The organism is Bartonella sp. W8122 (genome assembly GCF_016102485.1).
In the GTDB taxonomy this organism is placed as follows: Bacteria; Pseudomonadota; Alphaproteobacteria; order Rhizobiales; family Rhizobiaceae; genus Bartonella; species Bartonella apihabitans.
On sequence record NZ_JACFOO010000001.1, the window covers coordinates 1,909,935 to 1,927,273 of the forward strand.

The 17,339-nt window shown below is 44.8% G+C and carries 12 protein-coding genes, 1 tRNA gene and 1 pseudogene; 6 read left to right on the forward strand and 8 right to left on the reverse strand.

Features of this window, described 5'->3' with window-relative positions:
- The first annotated feature begins 24 nt into the window (after positions 1-24).
- The 5 genes from H3S83_RS08385 (at position 25) to pqqE (ending at position 5,949) form a co-directional block, all read left to right on the forward strand.
- Entirely contained in the window at positions 25-2,472 is a 2,448-nt protein-coding gene (locus tag H3S83_RS08385; RefSeq protein ID WP_198239407.1) for a membrane-bound PQQ-dependent dehydrogenase, glucose/quinate/shikimate family, read from the forward strand.
- Positions 2,473-2,872: 400 nt separating this feature from the next.
- A complete protein-coding gene (gene pqqB / locus H3S83_RS08390; protein WP_198239408.1) occupies positions 2,873-3,808 on the forward strand; it encodes a pyrroloquinoline quinone biosynthesis protein PqqB in 936 nt (311 codons plus the stop codon).
- Positions 3,801-4,559, forward strand: coding sequence for a pyrroloquinoline-quinone synthase PqqC (gene pqqC, locus H3S83_RS08395; protein ID WP_198212394.1), 759 nt, complete (start codon positions 3,801-3,803; stop codon positions 4,557-4,559). Before pqqB ends, pqqC begins: the two co-directional genes overlap by 8 nt.
- On the forward strand, positions 4,556-4,861 hold the full coding sequence (gene pqqD, locus H3S83_RS08400; protein WP_198239409.1) for a pyrroloquinoline quinone biosynthesis peptide chaperone PqqD: 306 nt from the start codon (positions 4,556-4,558) through the stop codon (positions 4,859-4,861). The genes pqqC and pqqD overlap by 4 nt, the downstream gene beginning before the upstream one ends.
- Entirely contained in the window at positions 4,858-5,949 is a 1,092-nt protein-coding gene (pqqE, locus tag H3S83_RS08405; RefSeq protein ID WP_198239410.1) for a pyrroloquinoline quinone biosynthesis protein PqqE, read from the forward strand. Before pqqD ends, pqqE begins: the two co-directional genes overlap by 4 nt.
- Before the next feature lie 573 nt (positions 5,950-6,522).
- Here pqqE and H3S83_RS08410 read toward each other — a convergent pair.
- The 5 genes from H3S83_RS08410 to ilvA form a co-directional block, all read right to left on the reverse strand.
- Positions 6,523-7,044 (reverse strand): N-acetyltransferase, encoded by a 522-nt coding sequence (locus H3S83_RS08410; RefSeq protein WP_198239411.1) that lies wholly within the window; start codon positions 7,042-7,044, stop codon positions 6,523-6,525.
- A gap of 1 nt (position 7,045) precedes the next feature.
- Positions 7,046-7,906, reverse strand: coding sequence for a 3-mercaptopyruvate sulfurtransferase (gene sseA / locus H3S83_RS08415; protein WP_198239412.1), 861 nt, complete (start codon positions 7,904-7,906; stop codon positions 7,046-7,048).
- Positions 7,907-8,307: 401 nt separating this feature from the next.
- Entirely contained in the window at positions 8,308-9,810 is a 1,503-nt protein-coding gene (locus H3S83_RS08420; RefSeq protein ID WP_246741732.1) for a DEAD/DEAH box helicase, read from the reverse strand.
- 578 nt (positions 9,811-10,388) lie between these two features.
- A complete protein-coding gene (locus H3S83_RS08425) occupies positions 10,389-10,919 on the reverse strand; it encodes a hypothetical protein (protein WP_198224353.1) in 531 nt (176 codons plus the stop codon).
- 40 nt (positions 10,920-10,959) lie between these two features.
- Positions 10,960-12,228, reverse strand: coding sequence for a threonine ammonia-lyase IlvA (ilvA, locus tag H3S83_RS08430; protein WP_198239413.1), 1,269 nt, complete (start codon positions 12,226-12,228; stop codon positions 10,960-10,962).
- 648 nt (positions 12,229-12,876) lie between these two features.
- On the opposite strand from ilvA, the gene H3S83_RS08435 reads away from it, so the two are divergent.
- Positions 12,877-12,963 (forward strand) — tRNA-Leu (locus tag H3S83_RS08435).
- A 543-nt stretch (positions 12,964-13,506) separates the two neighbouring features.
- On the opposite strand, the gene H3S83_RS08440 is transcribed toward H3S83_RS08435, so the two are convergent.
- The 3 genes and pseudogenes from H3S83_RS08440 to H3S83_RS08450 all read right to left on the reverse strand — a co-directional run.
- The gene (locus H3S83_RS08440) at positions 13,507-13,773 is read right to left on the reverse strand and encodes a hypothetical protein (RefSeq protein WP_198239414.1); all 267 of its coding nucleotides are present in this window, start codon (positions 13,771-13,773) and stop codon (positions 13,507-13,509) included.
- Position 13,774: 1 nt separating this feature from the next.
- On the reverse strand, positions 13,775-16,144 hold the full coding sequence (locus H3S83_RS08445; RefSeq protein ID WP_246741733.1) for a mechanosensitive ion channel family protein: 2,370 nt from the start codon (positions 16,142-16,144) through the stop codon (positions 13,775-13,777).
- Positions 16,145-17,093: 949 nt separating this feature from the next.
- A pseudogene (locus tag H3S83_RS08450) lies at positions 17,094-17,177 on the reverse strand (hypothetical protein); the annotation flags it as partial.
- Positions 17,178-17,339 lie beyond the last annotated feature (162 nt).

The window sequence follows — 17,339 nt, forward strand, 5'->3', positions numbered from 1 at the left end:
TAATCCAATAGATTGGGAGTATAAATGACAAATTGGAAAATATGGACGCTACGCGTCCTTGGGATCATTGCCCTCTTATTGGGGCTAGCACTCACCATTGGCGGTATCTGGCTCATAGCACTAGGCGGTTCCTGGTTTTATGCCATTGCCGGTATAGCCATGATGGTGATCGGCATCGACGTTTTCAGACGTCGTGCTTCGGCTTTATGGGTTGCCTATGGGCTGCTCATTGTTGATCTTTTATGGGCATTTTGGGAAGTCGGCTTCGATTTTTGGCAGCTTGTGCCAAGAATTATGGTATTTCTCGTTTTTGCTTTGGTCGTTTCTATCATTTCGCCGGCATTGCTCAAGAAAAATGGCGTAAAGTCGTTTTCCGCAATGTTCGCAACGGTCAGCTCTGTGGTCCTTGCCATCGCTGTTATTGCGGTTCTCGCCAATATGCCGCGTCCGCATGCATTGGTAACAGCAAGTGGCGAAAAGTCGCCTGTTGTCTATGAAGATGCAGGAAAGGACAGCGGAAATGATTGGCCTGCATGGGGGCGCAACACCAAAGGCAACCGTTATGCCCAGTTCGACCAGATCAACAAATCCAACGTAAAGGATTTGAAAGTTGCCTGGACTTATCATACAGGTGATCTTGCAATCGACGGTGCAGAATATCAGGTTACGCCACTCAAAGTGGATGACACGGTTTACCTTTGCACACCGCTCAATAAAATTATCGCACTTGATGCAACAACCGGTACTGAAAAATGGAAATATGATCCGAAGCCGAAAATCTTCCAGAGTACAAAAGGCTGGAAGAGATGCCGTGGCGTTGGCTATACGGACCTCACAGAGCAGTATCAACAGGCTGCTGCCAATTATTCAGCATCAAACGGTGATAACGAAAACAGCAGCAATACCGAGGCTGCCCTTCCGACGGTTTGTCGCAAACGTATTGTTGTAACCACAATTGACGCACGTCTCTTCACACTTGACGCTGAAACCGGCAAGCTTTGTGACGGCTTTGGCGACAATGGTTTTGTTGACCTGACTGTTGGTCTTACAAAAGAACCTCCAACAAGCGATCAGGGCTCATACAATATCACCTCCGCTCCGCTTGTTGCCGAAGGCGTGATTGTCGTTGGTGGACGGTTGAACGATAACCTGACAGTTGGCGAACCTTCCGGTGTTGTCCGTGGTTTTGATGCCATTACCGGTAAAATTCTCTGGGCATGGGATGCAGCACGCGGTGCAAAAGACAGCACTCCGCTTCCAGCCGGTCAAACCTATGCGCCTGAAACACCGAATTTCTGGGGCACAGCCGCCTATGATCCGAAGCTTCACCTTGTCTATTTCCCGACAGGTAACCAGACACCGGACTTCTGGACAGGCAATCGCCACCCTTATTCGGATGAATATAATGACTCTATCGTCGCGGTAGACATAAAAACAGGTAAGGAAGCCTGGCATTTCAGGACTGCCAATATCGACCAGTTCGACTATGACGTTTCGTCCCAGCCTATACTTTATGACCTTCCAAGACCTGATGGTTCCGTTGTACCGGTTGTTATCCAGTTGACAAAACGTGGCGAGATTTTTGTTCTTGACCGCCGCAATGGTCAACCAGTCTATCCGGTCCAGCAACGCGCTGTCGCCACAGATGCGATGCCGGGCATGAATGTTGCACCGACACAACCCTTCTCGGCTCTTTCAGTCGGCACAGAAAGACTTAAAGAATCCGATATGTGGGGTGGCACAATCTTCGATCAACTCGTTTGCCGTATCGCATTCAAATCGATGCGTTGGGAAGGCGAATGGACACCATTGTCGGATAAGAAACGCACTCTTATTTTCCCCGGCTATTATGGCGGCATGAACTGGGGTGGCGGCGCAATCGATGCTGCAACCGGTACGCTTATCGTCAATGATATACGCATGGCACAATGGGGCCGTTTCATAAAACAGGATGTCGCCAAGGAAATCGGTTTGAAGCCAACCACTGAAGGCGAATATTCAACGCAAACCGGTACTCCATGGGGTGTTGAACGCTCAATGTTTGTTTCTCCGCTCGGTGTACCGTGCTTTAAACCGCCATTCGGTTCATTGACGGCTATCGACCTTGTTACCGGAAAAACAAAATGGCAGGTTCCGCTTGGCTCTATTCAGGATGCACCGGTTCACGGATTTGTCCCCGGCGTTTATATCCCGATTGGAATGCCAACAATGGGCGGGCCGCTTGTTACCGGCGGTGGATTGACATTCTTCCATGGTTCGCTTGATTATTACATCCGTGCATTTGATAGCGACACCGGTAAAGAACTCTGGCGCGGTCGTCTGCCCGTTGGCGGACAAGGTGCACCAATGTCATATATCGGCAAAGATGGAAAACAATATATCGTAGCCGTTGTGGGTGGTGCCACACGCACAGGAACCAACAAAAACCGTTCCGATCTGGTAATCGCCTACAGTTTGCCGGATAAAAAATAAAAGGGACATTCTGCCCTTTTTGAAAAAGCTTCTTCCGGTCTATCCGGCAGAAGCAATAAACCCGAATATTGAAGGAGAAAAACCGTGAAAAAAACATGGAAAAAACCGTCTATGTGTCAAGTCGCTGCAGGAATGGAAATTTCCCGTTACTTGCCAGCGGAAGTAAAGAACAAACGTTGATTTGAACATGACGCCTGCAGTTTTTTCTGCAGGCGTTGCGTTAAAAAACGGCTTCATGCCGGTTGACATATCGTTCCGCAATCAACCCCGCAAAGTTTTGAAAAAATTTCACCGGATATTTATCCGTTCATATTAGTGCAGAAAATTTGTCATGCCGGTTATTCAAGAGTTTTAGCACTATCGCCAAGTCAATAAAAAACGTCAAATCAGACAGTTCGTTATGTATATTAAAGTTTTAGGATCAGCAGCAGGCGGCGGCTTTCCGCAATGGAATTGCAATTACTATCTTAGCCGCAATGCGCGCAACCATCAATCGGGTTTCCTACCCCGCACCCAATCAAGTATCATTGCCTCGGCAGACAAAAAACATTGGATACTCTTTAACGCTTCGCCCGATTTACGCCAGCAAATCAATTCCACTCCGGAACTTTTTCCAGACCCGAATGGACTATTGCGTTCAACCCCGATTTCTGCAGTTGTTCTCACCAATGCCGATATTGACCATATTGCCGGTCTTTTGACCATGCGCGAAAGACAACCCTTTGTCATTTACGCAACGGAACGTGTTATCAATGTGCTTAATAGTAATCCCGTTTTCAACATTCTGGATCCAGCAATAGTCAAGAAAATAGTATTGCCACTCAACAGGTTAACCAAGATTTCTGATGTGAATAATGAACCTTTGGGCATTGAGATCAAGGCTTTTCCGGTTCCCGGAAAAATTGCTCTTTTTCTGGAAGACAAAAAGAAAAAGGATTTCGGTTCCGAAACTGAAGATACAATTGGCGTCAGAATTTTTGACAAGGAAAACAATCACTCGGTTTCCTATATTCCGGGTTGTGCAAAAGTGAGTTCTTTTGTCAAAAATCAGACAGAAAATAGTGATTGCCTGTTTTTTGACGGCACCTTGTTTCGCGATGACGAAATGATAACAGCCGGCCTTGGTCCCAAAACCGGACAACGCATGGGACATATGTCGATATCGGGTGCCGATGGCGCTATCGAAGCCTGGTGCAACGCAAAAGTTTCAAGAAAGATATTTATTCATATCAACAATAGTAACCCGGTCCTTGATGATCATTCGGCTGAACGTCATGAAGTCGAACAATCCGGCTGGGAAGTTGCATTTGACGGAATGGAGATCAATTTTGACTGATTATCACAATATCGCCCGCAATGGCCTGACACCTGACGAACTTGAAAAAATACTACGTCAGATCGGGAAAGAACGTTACCATATCAACCACCCCCACCATAAAATGATGATGGCTGGCAAAATGACGAAATTGCAACTTCAAGCCTGGGCATTGAACCGCTATTGTTATCAGGCAGCCATTCCACGAAAAGATGCGGCAATTCTGATGAATTCCAAAGATCCGGTTTTCCGTGCCGAATGGCGCCGCAGGATTAGCGATCATGATGGCACAAACGGGCTGGATGGCGGCGTTGCGCGCTGGTTGAAACTTGCCACCGGTTTGGGACTTGATGAAGAGATGGTCAAAAGCGAAAGACAAGCTCTTTGGTCAACGCGTTTTGCTGTCGAAGCTTATGTTAACTTCTGCCGCCAAAGGCCGCTTCTCGAAGGTGTTGCTTCTTCATTGACGGAATTGTTTTCACCGACAATCATTGCCGAACGTGTTCCGGGTATTTTGGCAAAATATCCTTATGTGAGCGAAGAGACATTGGCCTATTTCAAACCGAGATTGACACAGGCACCGAAGGATTCAAGTTTTTCATTGGCCTATGTGCGCGAACATGCCGACACGCCCGAAAAACAGCAGGCCGTCATAGATGCTTTGATATTCAAAACCGGTGTGCTCTGGTCAATGCTTGATGCGCTGGATTATGCTTACGGAGAAGCCGGACGTATTCCCCCTGGCGCTTTTCGCGGTACCTCGAACGAATGATGGCAGACCGTTTGACAAAACAAAGAAAAATTCTGAGCGACGAAAGTCGCCCGGAATTGTTTCATCACGTCAGAATCCAATATGAACCCGTGAGGAAGGCTTACGCGCTGCTTTCACCGGAAAAGGTGTTTTGGCCGAATGAAATCGGACTTGATATATTGCGGCTTTGTGACGGAACGAAAACTGCCCGCGAGATTGCTCTTTCTTTATCCGAAACCTATGATGCTCCGGTTCACGAAATCATTGACGATGTTTACTCCTTTTTACAAGATTGGGCCGACCAACTTGTCGTAAAAATATGACTGTAGAAATCTTCCCTCCCATCAGTATGCTGGCAGAACTCACTTATCGATGCCCGCTTCAATGCCCCTATTGTTCCAACCCGCTGGAACTCATGAAAGCCGATCAGGAACAGGATAAGAGTTTTTGGGAAAAACTTTTCAAAGAAGCAGCAAAGCTCGGCGTGTTACAAGCGCATTTGTCCGGTGGCGAACCAACATTGCGAAAAGATCTTGTAGAAATTGTTGCTGCCGTTCATGATAGCGCCATTTACTCGAACCTTATTACCGCTGGAGTTGCTTTATCGGAAGCAACATTGGAAGCTCTAAAAGAAGCAGGCCTTGATCACGTACAACTATCGTTACAGGGCACAACACCGCAAACAACAGAATTGATAGGCCATTATAAAGGCGCATATGAGAAGAAAATAACAACAGCAAAACTTGTCCGTAAACTCGGCCTGCCACTTACTTTGAATGCACCGATCCATCGTTACAATATCGACGAGCTTGACGCCTATTTCGATCTTGCGCTTAAGCTTGATGCCGAACGCATAGAAATCGCCAATGTTCAATATTCCGGTTGGGCATTGCTTAATCGCAATGCCTTGATGCCCAAACGTGAAGACTTTGAAAAACAGATGGAAAAAGTCGAAAAATATCGCGAGGAGCTACGGGGTATCATCAATATAGACTATGTCATTCCAGACTATTTTGCCGATTACCCGAAGCCATGCATGGGCGGCTGGGCTCGCGATGCCTTTGTCGTCATCCCTGACGGTACAGTTCTGCCCTGTCATGCGGCGAGAACCATTAAAACGTTACAGTTCGATAAATTCGGAGAAAAAACACTTTCCGAAATCTGGCATAATTCGAGTGCGTTCAACGCCTTCCGCGGATTTGACTGGATGCCGGAACCTTGCCGGTCCTGCAAAAGACGCGATATTGATTTTGGTGGCTGCCGTTGTCAGGCATTGGCATTGGTAGGTGATGCATCAGCAACAGACCCCGCTTGCATCAAGTCACCTTTTCACCAGAAAATCAGAGAGTTGGGAGAGCAAGCAAGCCATGCCAATGCACCTCTTCAATACCGTCGTATCGGCGTTTTCTGATCAAATATTGCTTCCGTTTCAAATCGGATTTTAATTGCCGTTATTGAACTTAAAGGTGCGAACCGACAAAATTCGATATCGTGAATTTCCGAGTCTTTTTTTCAAATCAATCCGGAAAATCGAAATTCACGAAAATGAAATAGTTGATTTAACAAAACATCAGCGTTTTTTGATCAAGGTCTATAACTTCACGCGTCTTCCATTGCTCGGCTGCCGAGATTTCTTACCCTGAAATTCAAATTGAATTTTATACGGTCATCATAGATTGAAGTCATCGCTGCCGCTGCAAACTATATAAGTGACCGAGAATAACGACAAGTTTTCTGAAATATAATGGCAATCATCCAATGCCCGCATTACTTTTCATCAAACAAGGGGAAAAGCACGCTATTGATGTCCATTATTAACGCGATTAGCGATTAGACCGCGTTGTCCCCTTGACGAATGACAATGAGATAAGGTCAGCTTCTTTCGCGAGATATGTAAATTGGATGCCCGTACCGAGCTAACAATTAAACCTTTATCTTTATGCAAATAACCTTCTCAGAAGATAAAGTTTTTCCAAGTACCTACTCAATCCCAACGCTCGATCATAACATCATTGTAGCTTACCGGTGTGAAACCACATTTTTGATAAAGCTGCAAAGCGCGCGGACTATCCAATGTATTGGTTTGAATAATGACTTTATCGGGATTGGATTCCCATACTGAATGCAATATCTCGTTAAAAAAGAAATATGACAGCCCCCTGCCCTGATAATCCGGTACAAGACCAAAATAGACAATTTCGGCAGATTTAGGTAGCTCTTTGAGATTTATTTCAGCAAAACCGGCGGGGCAACCGTCGACATAAAGGATATGGATAACTGTATTTTCCGATTGTATCAGATCTTTCAAAGCTCTGTCCGTCATTTTCCGACGGACATTCCAATGGTGTGCCTTGCCAATCTGCTCATAAAGATAGCGATAAAAATGGACGGGCATATGATAGGCGCGCATAATCGCAATTTGCAGATTAATCGGAGAAGGCACGGTCATCGCAGGCCGCTTATACATTTCCAGATGCGTGACACGGGCATTGAGAAAATGTGGCATATTATTCATCCCCATCAGTGCCAGTAACAACCGGCGTATCTTTTTTAGACCCCCATTCACTCCATGACCCATCATAAAGCCTTACATTATGGTTACCTAATGACTCGAGCGCCAAAGCAAGCACCGCAGCCGTGACACCGGAACCACAAGTGGTTACAACCGGAGCCGCGACATTAATACCCGCATCCTTAAAAATAGTTTTAATCTTGTTCAGATCTTTAAAATTACCATCGGTAGATAAAGTCGAAAACGGGATATTATGAGCGCCCGGCATATGGCCTGAACGCATTCCCGGTCTCGGCTCCGCTTCCTCACCTAAAAATCTTTTATGTCCACGAGCATCGGCTATTTGAGTTGTTTCGCCGTCCACGAGTTGCCGCATCTCGTCAATGAGCACAACCTTGTCTTGTTCAAATTTTACCTGAAAAGACGCCTTTTTAATCTTTGTCGGTTCATTGGTGACCGGATAATGTTTTTTTTGCCAGCCCACAAAGCCACCATCCAGAACATAAACATGTTTTGCGCCCATAACACGAAACATCCACCATGCCCGTGGCGCCGAGAAAAACCCGATGCCGTCATAGATCACAATCGTATCATCAGCATTGACACCCATCTCGCTTGCAAATTGTGCGAACTTTTCAGGGCTCGGAAGCGTGTGGGGAAGACCGGATGTCTCATCACAAACTTTATCATGATCAAAAAATACAGCACCCGGTATATGGGATTTTTCATATTCATCCCGACCATTGCGTTTGGCGGCGGGCAAATACCAGGAAGCATCAAGCACCGAGAGATTGGAATCACCCAATCGCGCTTTCAACCAATCATCTGAAACAATAAATTCACTGTGCGTTTCCATGATATTATCCCGATTTCCTTAATCCTTGCAACTATATGAGAACATTAGGTGATTTCAACAAGGATTCAAAGCGGAATAGTAGCGGACTTATAGAGCAATGCAAGTTTAATATAGGACATAATCAAATCGGATGGGCGGCGATGAGTTGGAAATCGTTGCCATAGTCCAAAGGAGATTTTCCGATCATTTTCGATTTTTGAAAACTTCAAAAGCAACTCATATCCCGAGTAATCAAGATTCCCGCCCAAACCGACATCTCTACCTTGGAGATCAAATCGGAAAAAGCCCGAAAAGCAATCAAAATGCTATCGGGCTTCATTCATAACGGTTGGAAAGCTGAAATGCCTTCGAATTATAATTCCGTTTAGAAAATTATCAGGAAGTTATTCCTCTTCCAAAACTTAGGCCGCGCGTCTTACCGACTTTCTTAATCTTACCGGTTTTTTACGATTATTCGGCTTCTTTCTTTTTGTGCTTACCGGTTTCTCGTTTCGTGCTTCGAGCGTTTCACGATTTTTTCTGGCATCGTTATTTCTGTTTCTCCGCTTGAAGCTTTTTTGACGATCACCCGACAAAGCCTGTTCGTCATCTCTGGTCATAGTCCCGCTGGACTTTCCGGAAACAGGTTTACGGCGGTGCGTTCTATTCTTTTCGTAAAAAGTCCCGTCCTTTTTGTGTTTCTGAGAGCGAGCCTGATCCGAGGAATCGGTTTTGTCTTTACCTTGTTTATTTTCCACTTTTTCCGGCAAAGGACCAAATTGCGGCGGAACGTCTTCACGTGGCAACTTCATGCGAATAACGCGTTCAACAGCCTTAAGCCGCGCACTCTCGATACTCTCGTCATAAAGCGTAATGGCTTCACCATGCGCGCCGTTGCGTCCGGTACGTCCAATCCTGTGCACATAGCTTTCAGCCTCGTCAGGAAGTTCGTAATTGATAACGTGGCTAATTCCCGGAACGTCGATGCCCCGTGCAGCAATATCGGTTGCAACGAGAATGCGCACTGTTCCGTCACGAAAACCTTTCAAGGCTTTTTGACGTGCATTCTGCGATTTGTTGCCATGAATTGCGGCAACAGAATAGCCCGTTTTGGAAAGATTGCGCGTTACCGCATCCGCGCCATGTTTGGTGCGCGTAAAAACAATCACCGAGCTTAAAGCCGGATTGGTCAAAAGCTTGTTGAGAACATCCTTTTTGTTACGACGATCGACTTTATGAACAACCTGATTGATTTCAGCAGCCGTTGTCCCCTGTTTTGCAACTTCGACATGAACCGGATCATGAAGAAGCGTCTCTGCAAGCTTTTCGATTTCCCTCGGCATAGTCGCCGAGAACAAGGCTGTCTGGCGACCTTTCGCCACAAGATCGGCAATCCGGCGCACATCCTTGATAAATCCCATATCGAGCATACGGTCTGCTTCATCAAGAACGAGATAGTCTGTACGGGATAGATCTACGCTCTTGTCACGCACCAGATCCATCAACCGTCCGGGCGTTGCAATGAGCACATCAACACCTTGCGCCATGCGCTTGATCTGCGAATTTTTCGAAACGCCCCCGAGAATGAGACAAGTGGAAAGATGCGTATTTTTCGAGACCATATGAATAGCCTCTTCAATCTGTACGGCAAGTTCACGTGTGGGAGCGAGAATTAAGGCGCGAGCTGTTTTCGGGCGCCGCTTATCGCCCATTGAAAGGATTTTTGTTAAAACCGGCAGACCGAACGCCAATGTTTTTCCCGAACCGGTTTGCGCAATACCTAAAATGTCACAATCGGCAAGCATTGAAGGAATAGCTTCTTCCTGAATAGGCTTAGGCTCGGTCATGCCGGCTTTCAGAAGATTTTTAGCGAGAATAGGCGATACACCCAATGCCTCGAAGGCATTCAAATTTTGTGTTTTCAAAATAAAATCTTTCCCTGCCACTTCCGGACAGGCTTTTTACTCCTGATCTCCCGCGCAACCGGAACATCGGATTAATCAATATAAGGACGAAACGCTCGAGGTTAGCCCTTGAAGCGACTTGCGCGACCAATGAACACCTTTGGCAAGGTGAATGATGCTACAAAGTCCCTTTATAGAAAGTTGGCTCACCAACCCAAGCATCACAACCAGCCTTATCGTTCAATGTGATATAAAAAGCAACTGCTTTCATCCAAAATAAGTAAACTATGACCGCTCGTTGCAACTTCGTCGTTTACCGGAAGAGCGACTGTTTTTTCTTCAACAAAAATATCCGAACATCACCAAATGAAAATTCATTTTGTCGGATATTGCCGCTGCGATCTAATATTCATTCTACCGGATAAAAGCGTGAACGATGATGCATCACGCGAGGTTCAGCAATTATCACCTTCAAGGAAAAGCTTTTTTCCTCAATCAAAATAGTGCCAATCGTCACACAAAACTTAAGCGGAATGCTGCCCGAACTTTATAAAATGATAAAGCCATGAACCTCATATTTCAGGAACAAACAGGATAAATTATTTGCGGGTTATTTTTTCTTGCGGAATATTTACATCCTGAAAATCCGGATAAATTTCCAGAAATACCGGATTTTGAATAGTCTTCTGCCCGCCATAAATGAGATGCCACTTTGTGTTATCAATAATTGCCAGCGTTGGATATTCGATAATGGCATCTTTTGTTTCTACCCGCGTCGGTATCAGCGCATAAGGAATACCATTGGTGGTTTGCCGATATTCGATCTTCCCCGTATCCAGACGATAAGCTCCGGCTGGAAGATTGGAGAACTGGCTTTCCAATTGATTGATAAAATTCTTTTTGAGAGTCTCTTCGTCTGTCTTCAGCCTGAGCGCCATCTCCTTGAAAAGGCGCTCGGGCATATTATTGGCAATGAAGCTCAGATCCTTTTTCTGCGCTGCGTTATTGATTTGTGCAACAAGACCGTCGAGTTCGGCTTTCTGGATAGAGTCCGGCTCGGCCGCATTCGACACTCCGATTCCGGAAATAAATAACGCCAAAGCAAAAAACAGCGAGGTGAGAAACTTCATTGATAACGACCTTTTGGTTCAATATAACTATTTGATTTAATTATATAATATAATCAAATAATACTCTGTCATTGGTTATATCGCGATATGCCCAACCAAGCTCTTTGAACTTTGTTTCAAGAACTGCGAAATTCTCGAAACGTTTTGTCTCGATTGCGATAAGAACGGAACCGAAATTGCGTGCCGATTTTTTCAGATATTCAAAGCGCGCAACATCATCATCCGGTCCGAGCTGGTCGAGAAAACCACGCAATGCGCCGGGACGTTGCGGAAAACGGAAAATGAAATATTTTTTCAATCCTTGATAGCGCAAGGCGCGTTCTTTTACTTCCGGCAAACGTTCGAAGTCGAAATTGCCACCAGAAATGATAAGGAGAACTTTTTTGCCTTTCACATCCTGCGGAGAAATGCTCTTCAATGCATCAATTGAAAGGCCACCGGCCGGCTCCACCACAATGCCTTCCACATTCAGCATTTCAATCATCGTTGCGCTCAAACGGTTTTCCGGAACGATCAACACATCATAGGGCGAAAACCCTTTCAGCATCTTGAAGTTCAGTTCTCCAATCTGGGCAACTGCCGCACCATCGACAAATGTATCAACATCTTCCAGTTTGACGCGTTTGCCTTCTTTCAAACTCGTATAGAGACTTGCAGCCCCTTCCGGTTCGGCGAAGCGGATGTGGGTTTTTGTCCAACCACTTTCGCGGATAAAATGGCTGATGCCACTGGCAAGCCCGCCACCACCAACAGGAATGATAACCAGATCGGGTTTTTCATCTCCGACCAGCTCTTGCCACTGCTTTGCAGCCTCGTACATAACCGTTGCTTGTCCGGTCACAATCCGCATATCATCGAAAGGCGGTGCCATTACCCCGCCGCCTTCAGCAACGAAAGCTCTTGCGGCTGCATAGCATTGATCAAAAGTATCGCCGATCATACGAATTTCAATAAATTCGCCTCCGAATGAACGGGTCTTGTCAATCTTCTGCTGCGGTGTTGTCACCGGCATGAAGATAACACCCTTACGCTTGAAATGATGACAGGCAAAAGCCAAACCCTGAGCATGATTACCGGCTGAAGCGCAGACGAAAGCCGCTTCCGGAGCTACCTTGTCGAGCATTTGCGAAATGAAATTGAAAGCACCACGAATTTTATAGGAGCGAACCGGAGTCAGATCCTCACGCTTGAGGTAAATTTCTGCATCATATTTCTGACTTAAATACTCATTCCGCTGAAGCGGGGTCTCATCAAAAAGACTGCGCAAAGCTTTGGCAGCTTTCGCCACGTCTTGAACAAACTCACTCATGATATAAAATGCTTTCTATTCCATAAAATTCGAGCTGGCTTTCTTCTGGAAAGTCAATCCCGGCTAGATTAAATCAAACAAGATTATATTCAACAAAAATTCGCAGTCGAATGGCGCGAGACACAAAAAATTCAACTTTCATATCAATCGCACCAATCGCGTTCAATTGCACGAAATGCTGCTTCCATTGAAACGACTTTCGGCCCCTCCACCCTTTTCATATATTGAAAACACCATATCCGGAAAATAAACCCCGCAAAGAAAATTATCGGTAGATAGCAGAATGAAACGTATTTACTAAAACCCGATCTCCTCGGATTGATGAAGTCATATCGGTAGACCTTCCAATTTAATAATCAATATCCAGATGCCCGCATGGTTCGCTCATTAAAAGGCGAAATAAAAACTATCATCTTTCCCATTCTGATAAATTCCGGCGAGCAACAGGAGAAAACATCGGCGACTATTTTCACTGCTTTTTAACGTCTCGTTTTTCAGCGCACTAATTTACGGTGCTAAAAAACTACCGTGCAAAAATAGACAGAAACGTTCGATATTTAAAAATATTGTGGCTATTTCCCCGAGCCGATTTTAAATTAATTTTTTGGCTTCACTTTTTGATATTCGTTCCCTATAAGGGCAAAAGCTGCGGACGTGGCGAAATTGGTATACGCTAGGGACTTAAAATCCCTCGATCTTTAGATCATGCGGGTTCAAGTCCCGCCGTCCGCACCACAACCTTGTTTTAAGCTTCCCCCCTGCGTTTCTGGCATCTGGTTCAAAGAAAACGGTTGCATGCTCAACCCGATAATGTGGCTTTCATCTTTCAATTCGCAACATATTGGAGAAAAGTTCGAAACGAACATTTTTGACGGGATATTGCTCTGCGTTCAGCTTATTGCCCACCCTCTTAACTAAAGCCTCTTAATCAAAGGCTCTTAATCAAGTTAAAGCAGGCTCTCGATCAAATTCATTAAGTCAATTGCAAGGCCTTTGGTGCAACCAACGCGAACATAAACATTCAAGAACAACTACACTTTGATGCGCAACCGATCGAAATGGAGACTATTTTTTGGATATAAAAGCACGCTCTTCGTCACAAAAAGAGCTGCCGCTAATTTATCATGCGTTCCTTAAAACCACAGGAAACAAAACGCCAAAGGGATAGAGCGTTATCATCCGACATCAAATCCGACACAGTTTTTTAAGGCAGGAATACCGACCTCTCTATTGGTCACTCTCTATTCGTCAAACTAGTGCCGTTCTACTTTCGGCTTTTTATTTGAAACTTGCACGACTCCCGTTAATTTCTATTGTATCTGTCGCCTTGATTGCAAAGCGATCGCCATTCGGGAAGGTAACGAAACATCCCTTTGGACAGATGTCGACTGTCTGATCCGCCTTCAAAGACACATCCCGTCTGGAACTCCCTTCAGCGACCACGAGAGACTGTGTTTTTTGGTCGGTATTTTTTATTGTTGCAGCTTCTACTCCTTCCGAAAAGAAACATGTCAAAGCAACAGCTACAAGAAACCATTTTGTCATATCAGGTAATTCCTTCGTCAGAAAACCGCTTATAAGCCTGAAATCGTACTTTGTTTGTGACCGCAATTGTCGCGGTAATATCGGGCACGTAAATTGCCAGAGTAAAATTGAAATTATTGCTGTCAAAGCTTGAAAAACTGACCCATGGACTCGGATTTTTCAAAACTCCTTCGGTATTATTGGCGGTTTCCATCAATACCTCGACGATATGTTCCGGATCGGACATGGCCGGAACAGTAAACGTCACGTCAACACGCCCGATTTTATTACGATGTGTCCAGTTACCAACATTGTTATTAATGAGACTTGAATTCGGCACGATAATCGTTTGCCGTTTCAACGTCTCGACTTCGGTTGCACGGACACTGATGCGTTTGACAATTCCGACAATTGTACCGGTTTCGACATAATCGCCAACTTTGAAGGGACGTTCTGCCAACAGAATAAGACCGGAGACAAAATTCTGGACAATATTTTGAAGTCCAAAGCCGATACCAAGTGAAAGACCACCGGCGATCAATGCAAGGCTACTCAAATTGAAACCGGCGGCCGACAGGCCTATCAGCGCGGAAAGCGCAATACCGCCATAACCGACGACCGTACGGATGGAATTTCTGACACCTGAATCGACCTTTCCGCGGGCAAGCACTGTGCCATCCAGCCAGCCGATAAACCAGCGGATTAAAAACCAGCTTATCAAAAAGAAGACAATGCCGATTGAAATACCGACAAGCGAGATGGATACATTTCCAATTTCGAAGCCGGTCATTATGTGAATGAAGGCTGATAAAATATCGGATGCCGAAAAGCCGAGTTGCATGATGATCGGCGGCACACAAACAATAATCACAATAATGTTGAGGAGAATACCGGCAACAAGGCCAAGCTGGTCCATTGTGCTATCGTCGATATTAAATCTTTGTACCAGACGACGACCGATGAATGTCTTGGCGAAAGCTCCCTCTTCAGCCGTTGCACGCGCTGTTTGTATGCCAAGATACATCAACACAAGAAATGCACCGCTAACAACGATTTGTTGAGAAATAAAACGGGCCATGCCGACATAACCGGCAAGTGCTGTCAAAATAGGCAATAACCCGACAACAATAAGCGGAATACGGATATAGAGCGGCCAGGACGTTACCTTTTTATCGTCCTCGCTGCTCGTTCTCGCCCGAACAAAGGAAATCGCCAGAATAATAATACCAACAAGAATAACCGAAATGAAGCTCTTGGCGATAGCAAGTGAAAGAGGCGCTGATACGGCGCGATAAACAGCATTCAGGAAATAATCCAGTGCCATTACCAACGCCAATAAGGTCAATAGCACAATCAACAGACGCGCCGGTTTCGGTGCTATATTCATCAACCGCAGCTCTGGCAGTTTTGGCGAGAGAATGACAAAAGACATACGGGCGATAAAAAACACCAGCATAATGACGTCTGCCGCCGAGCGGAATACCGGTTCCAGATTTGGCCAACTAATTCCGAGATAGTTGAAAAATATAAGTATGAGAATGACAAAAACCGCGCAAATCATTGTCGGAACAAGCGTTGCGACAAAAGCAAATGACAAGCGCTTCAAATAGGATGCGTCTTCTTCTTCCTTCGTCGCCTCATGTTTGACACGACCGATCAATTTATGCGTCGAAACAACAAGAACACCAGCGATAAAAAGTGGAATCAAAATGCTAGCACATAGCGCTAACAACTTGAATTGATATACAAATTGCCACCAGGAAAACATCAACGAGAAAAAGTCCGCCGCTGCATCTTTTGCAGATTGGGCAATTTGTGTACCAAGAGGTGAAGAAAACTCCACCTTGTGCGTCAATGTTCTTGCAAACAATTCCCGCGATTGCGCTATCGTTCTTTCGACAAGACGATTGGCATCAATCGAACAATCTTCGAGCTGTCCGACCAAAGTATTGATCTTCACTTTGAGCTGGCGAAGATTATTTCTCTCGTCGGTAACTGTTTTTGCTTCCTGAACCCCGTCTTGAGGCTCGCCCAATTGATCCAGACGTAAATTGATATCATTCAACGGTGAACGGAAAAGCAGAGCCGTGTTAATGACCTTGCCGCTGACATCCTGTGCTTTGTTACGGATATCGGTCAAGGCTGCATCGTCATCCTGTCCGGCGTCATAGCTCTTCAATAGCTCTTTTAGCTGATCTTTATAGCCATTCACGACCGCTTGTTGTTGTTTGACAAGATCTGCGGGGCTTAAAACCGTATTATCACTGGTTGAAGGCGTTTGCGCCTCCGCAACATTCCCGACCGCCGATAGACATGATAAGGTCATTCCTGTCGAAGAGATTGCCAGAGCAATGATAAAACAGAAATTGCGAATGAGATTTTTAAAATTCAAGGGACCAACCATTCCAGATAAAGATAACGAATCGCGCATATAGGCCTTAAAAACCAAAAAGCAATTTTAGGGAATGTTACCGGACACCCCCCAATATCAACTATTGTTTTTTGTTTTCCTATAAAATTTTTACAAAACTATGACAAGCCAAGGCCTGTTTTCTCCGATTATTAAAAAAATCGTTCTTCTTCAAATAAGTGCACAAAGACTAAAACATAATCGATCGAATTTTACGCACCTAACGCACTTTCAAGGAAAGTTCACAAGGAAAGTAAAAGCAAGGTCGAAACAAACACCGGATTTTCTTCATAGGCCTTCATAACCAGCCTGAAGGTCTTGTTGTAAATGACAATATAGCGACTTTTAAAATCAACAAAAAGCCGCATCAACCAAATTAGATCGCGAAAAATTGGCACTACATTCTAACACCATAAAACCAAATAATTTCAATTCATTACTCAATCAACATGAATCAAATTCTCTAAACACCCCGTCGTGATTTCGAGATATTTGATATTGGCAGGCAGAAATTTTCGATGGTTTCTGTAGAATTCAAAATCTCGCCAATTTGACCGGAACAATGCCGGTTATACTCTATCCGTTACCGTCATCAGGAAAGCCGGTTAATAAAGCTTTAAAGACGTTTTTATTCAATCAATTGGATGAAATTCCTGAATCAAAAAACGAAATCGGTTCACATGAATTTACCGGAAACATAATGAGCCAAAAGTTACGCACTGCAATTACGGCAACCATTCTGACCAATCGGCTTTGCACTTTTGTTTCTTGTTAGCAAATACTCCCTCCCCGATTGATCCGGAATTGATTGCCCGTGTAAAAGTTGCGGATTGGTTCACAATATAACTCTTAGATGACTTGATTAACTTTAGAAATGCAGCTTGTTTCAATTTTGAAATTAATCGTCTATCTGCTTAAAGCGGCATGACATCGCCATTTCAGGTGCATAACCCGCTTCGACCAAAGTTTCAAAACCGGTGCCGATAAGGTTGACAAGTCCACCGCAAAGTGTTGATCAAAGTTTATTGCCGACAATGTGTCTCATCGTCATAATGACGCTCGATATTCTTTTTTTGATGATTTTTTGAACAAACCGGATTTCGAGGAAGATTTTCCGCATTATTGTTTTGAAATATTAGGCATTAGCACTAAAATCGATAGTGCAAACAGGAGCTTA

Bases quoted from the DNA above. Each gene is read 5' to 3' on its own strand.
- H3S83_RS08385 (WP_198239407.1), top strand. From the start codon at position 25: ATGACAAATTGGAAAATATGGACGCTACGCGTCCTTGGGATCATTGCC.
- pqqB (WP_198239408.1), top strand. From the start codon at position 2,873: ATGTATATTAAAGTTTTAGGATCAGCAGCAGGCGGCGGCTTTCCGCAA.
- pqqD (WP_198239409.1), top strand. From the start codon at position 4,556: ATGATGGCAGACCGTTTGACAAAACAAAGAAAAATTCTGAGCGACGAA.
- pqqE (WP_198239410.1), top strand. From the start codon at position 4,858: ATGACTGTAGAAATCTTCCCTCCCATCAGTATGCTGGCAGAACTCACT.
- H3S83_RS08410 (WP_198239411.1), bottom strand. From the start codon at position 7,044: ATGCCACATTTTCTCAATGCCCGTGTCACGCATCTGGAAATGTATAAG.
- sseA (WP_198239412.1), bottom strand. From the start codon at position 7,906: ATGGAAACGCACAGTGAATTTATTGTTTCAGATGATTGGTTGAAAGCG.
- H3S83_RS08425 (WP_198224353.1), bottom strand. From the start codon at position 10,919: ATGAAGTTTCTCACCTCGCTGTTTTTTGCTTTGGCGTTATTTATTTCC.
- ilvA (WP_198239413.1), bottom strand. From the start codon at position 12,228: ATGAGTGAGTTTGTTCAAGACGTGGCGAAAGCTGCCAAAGCTTTGCGC.
- H3S83_RS08440 (WP_198239414.1), bottom strand. From the start codon at position 13,773: ATGACAAAATGGTTTCTTGTAGCTGTTGCTTTGACATGTTTCTTTTCG.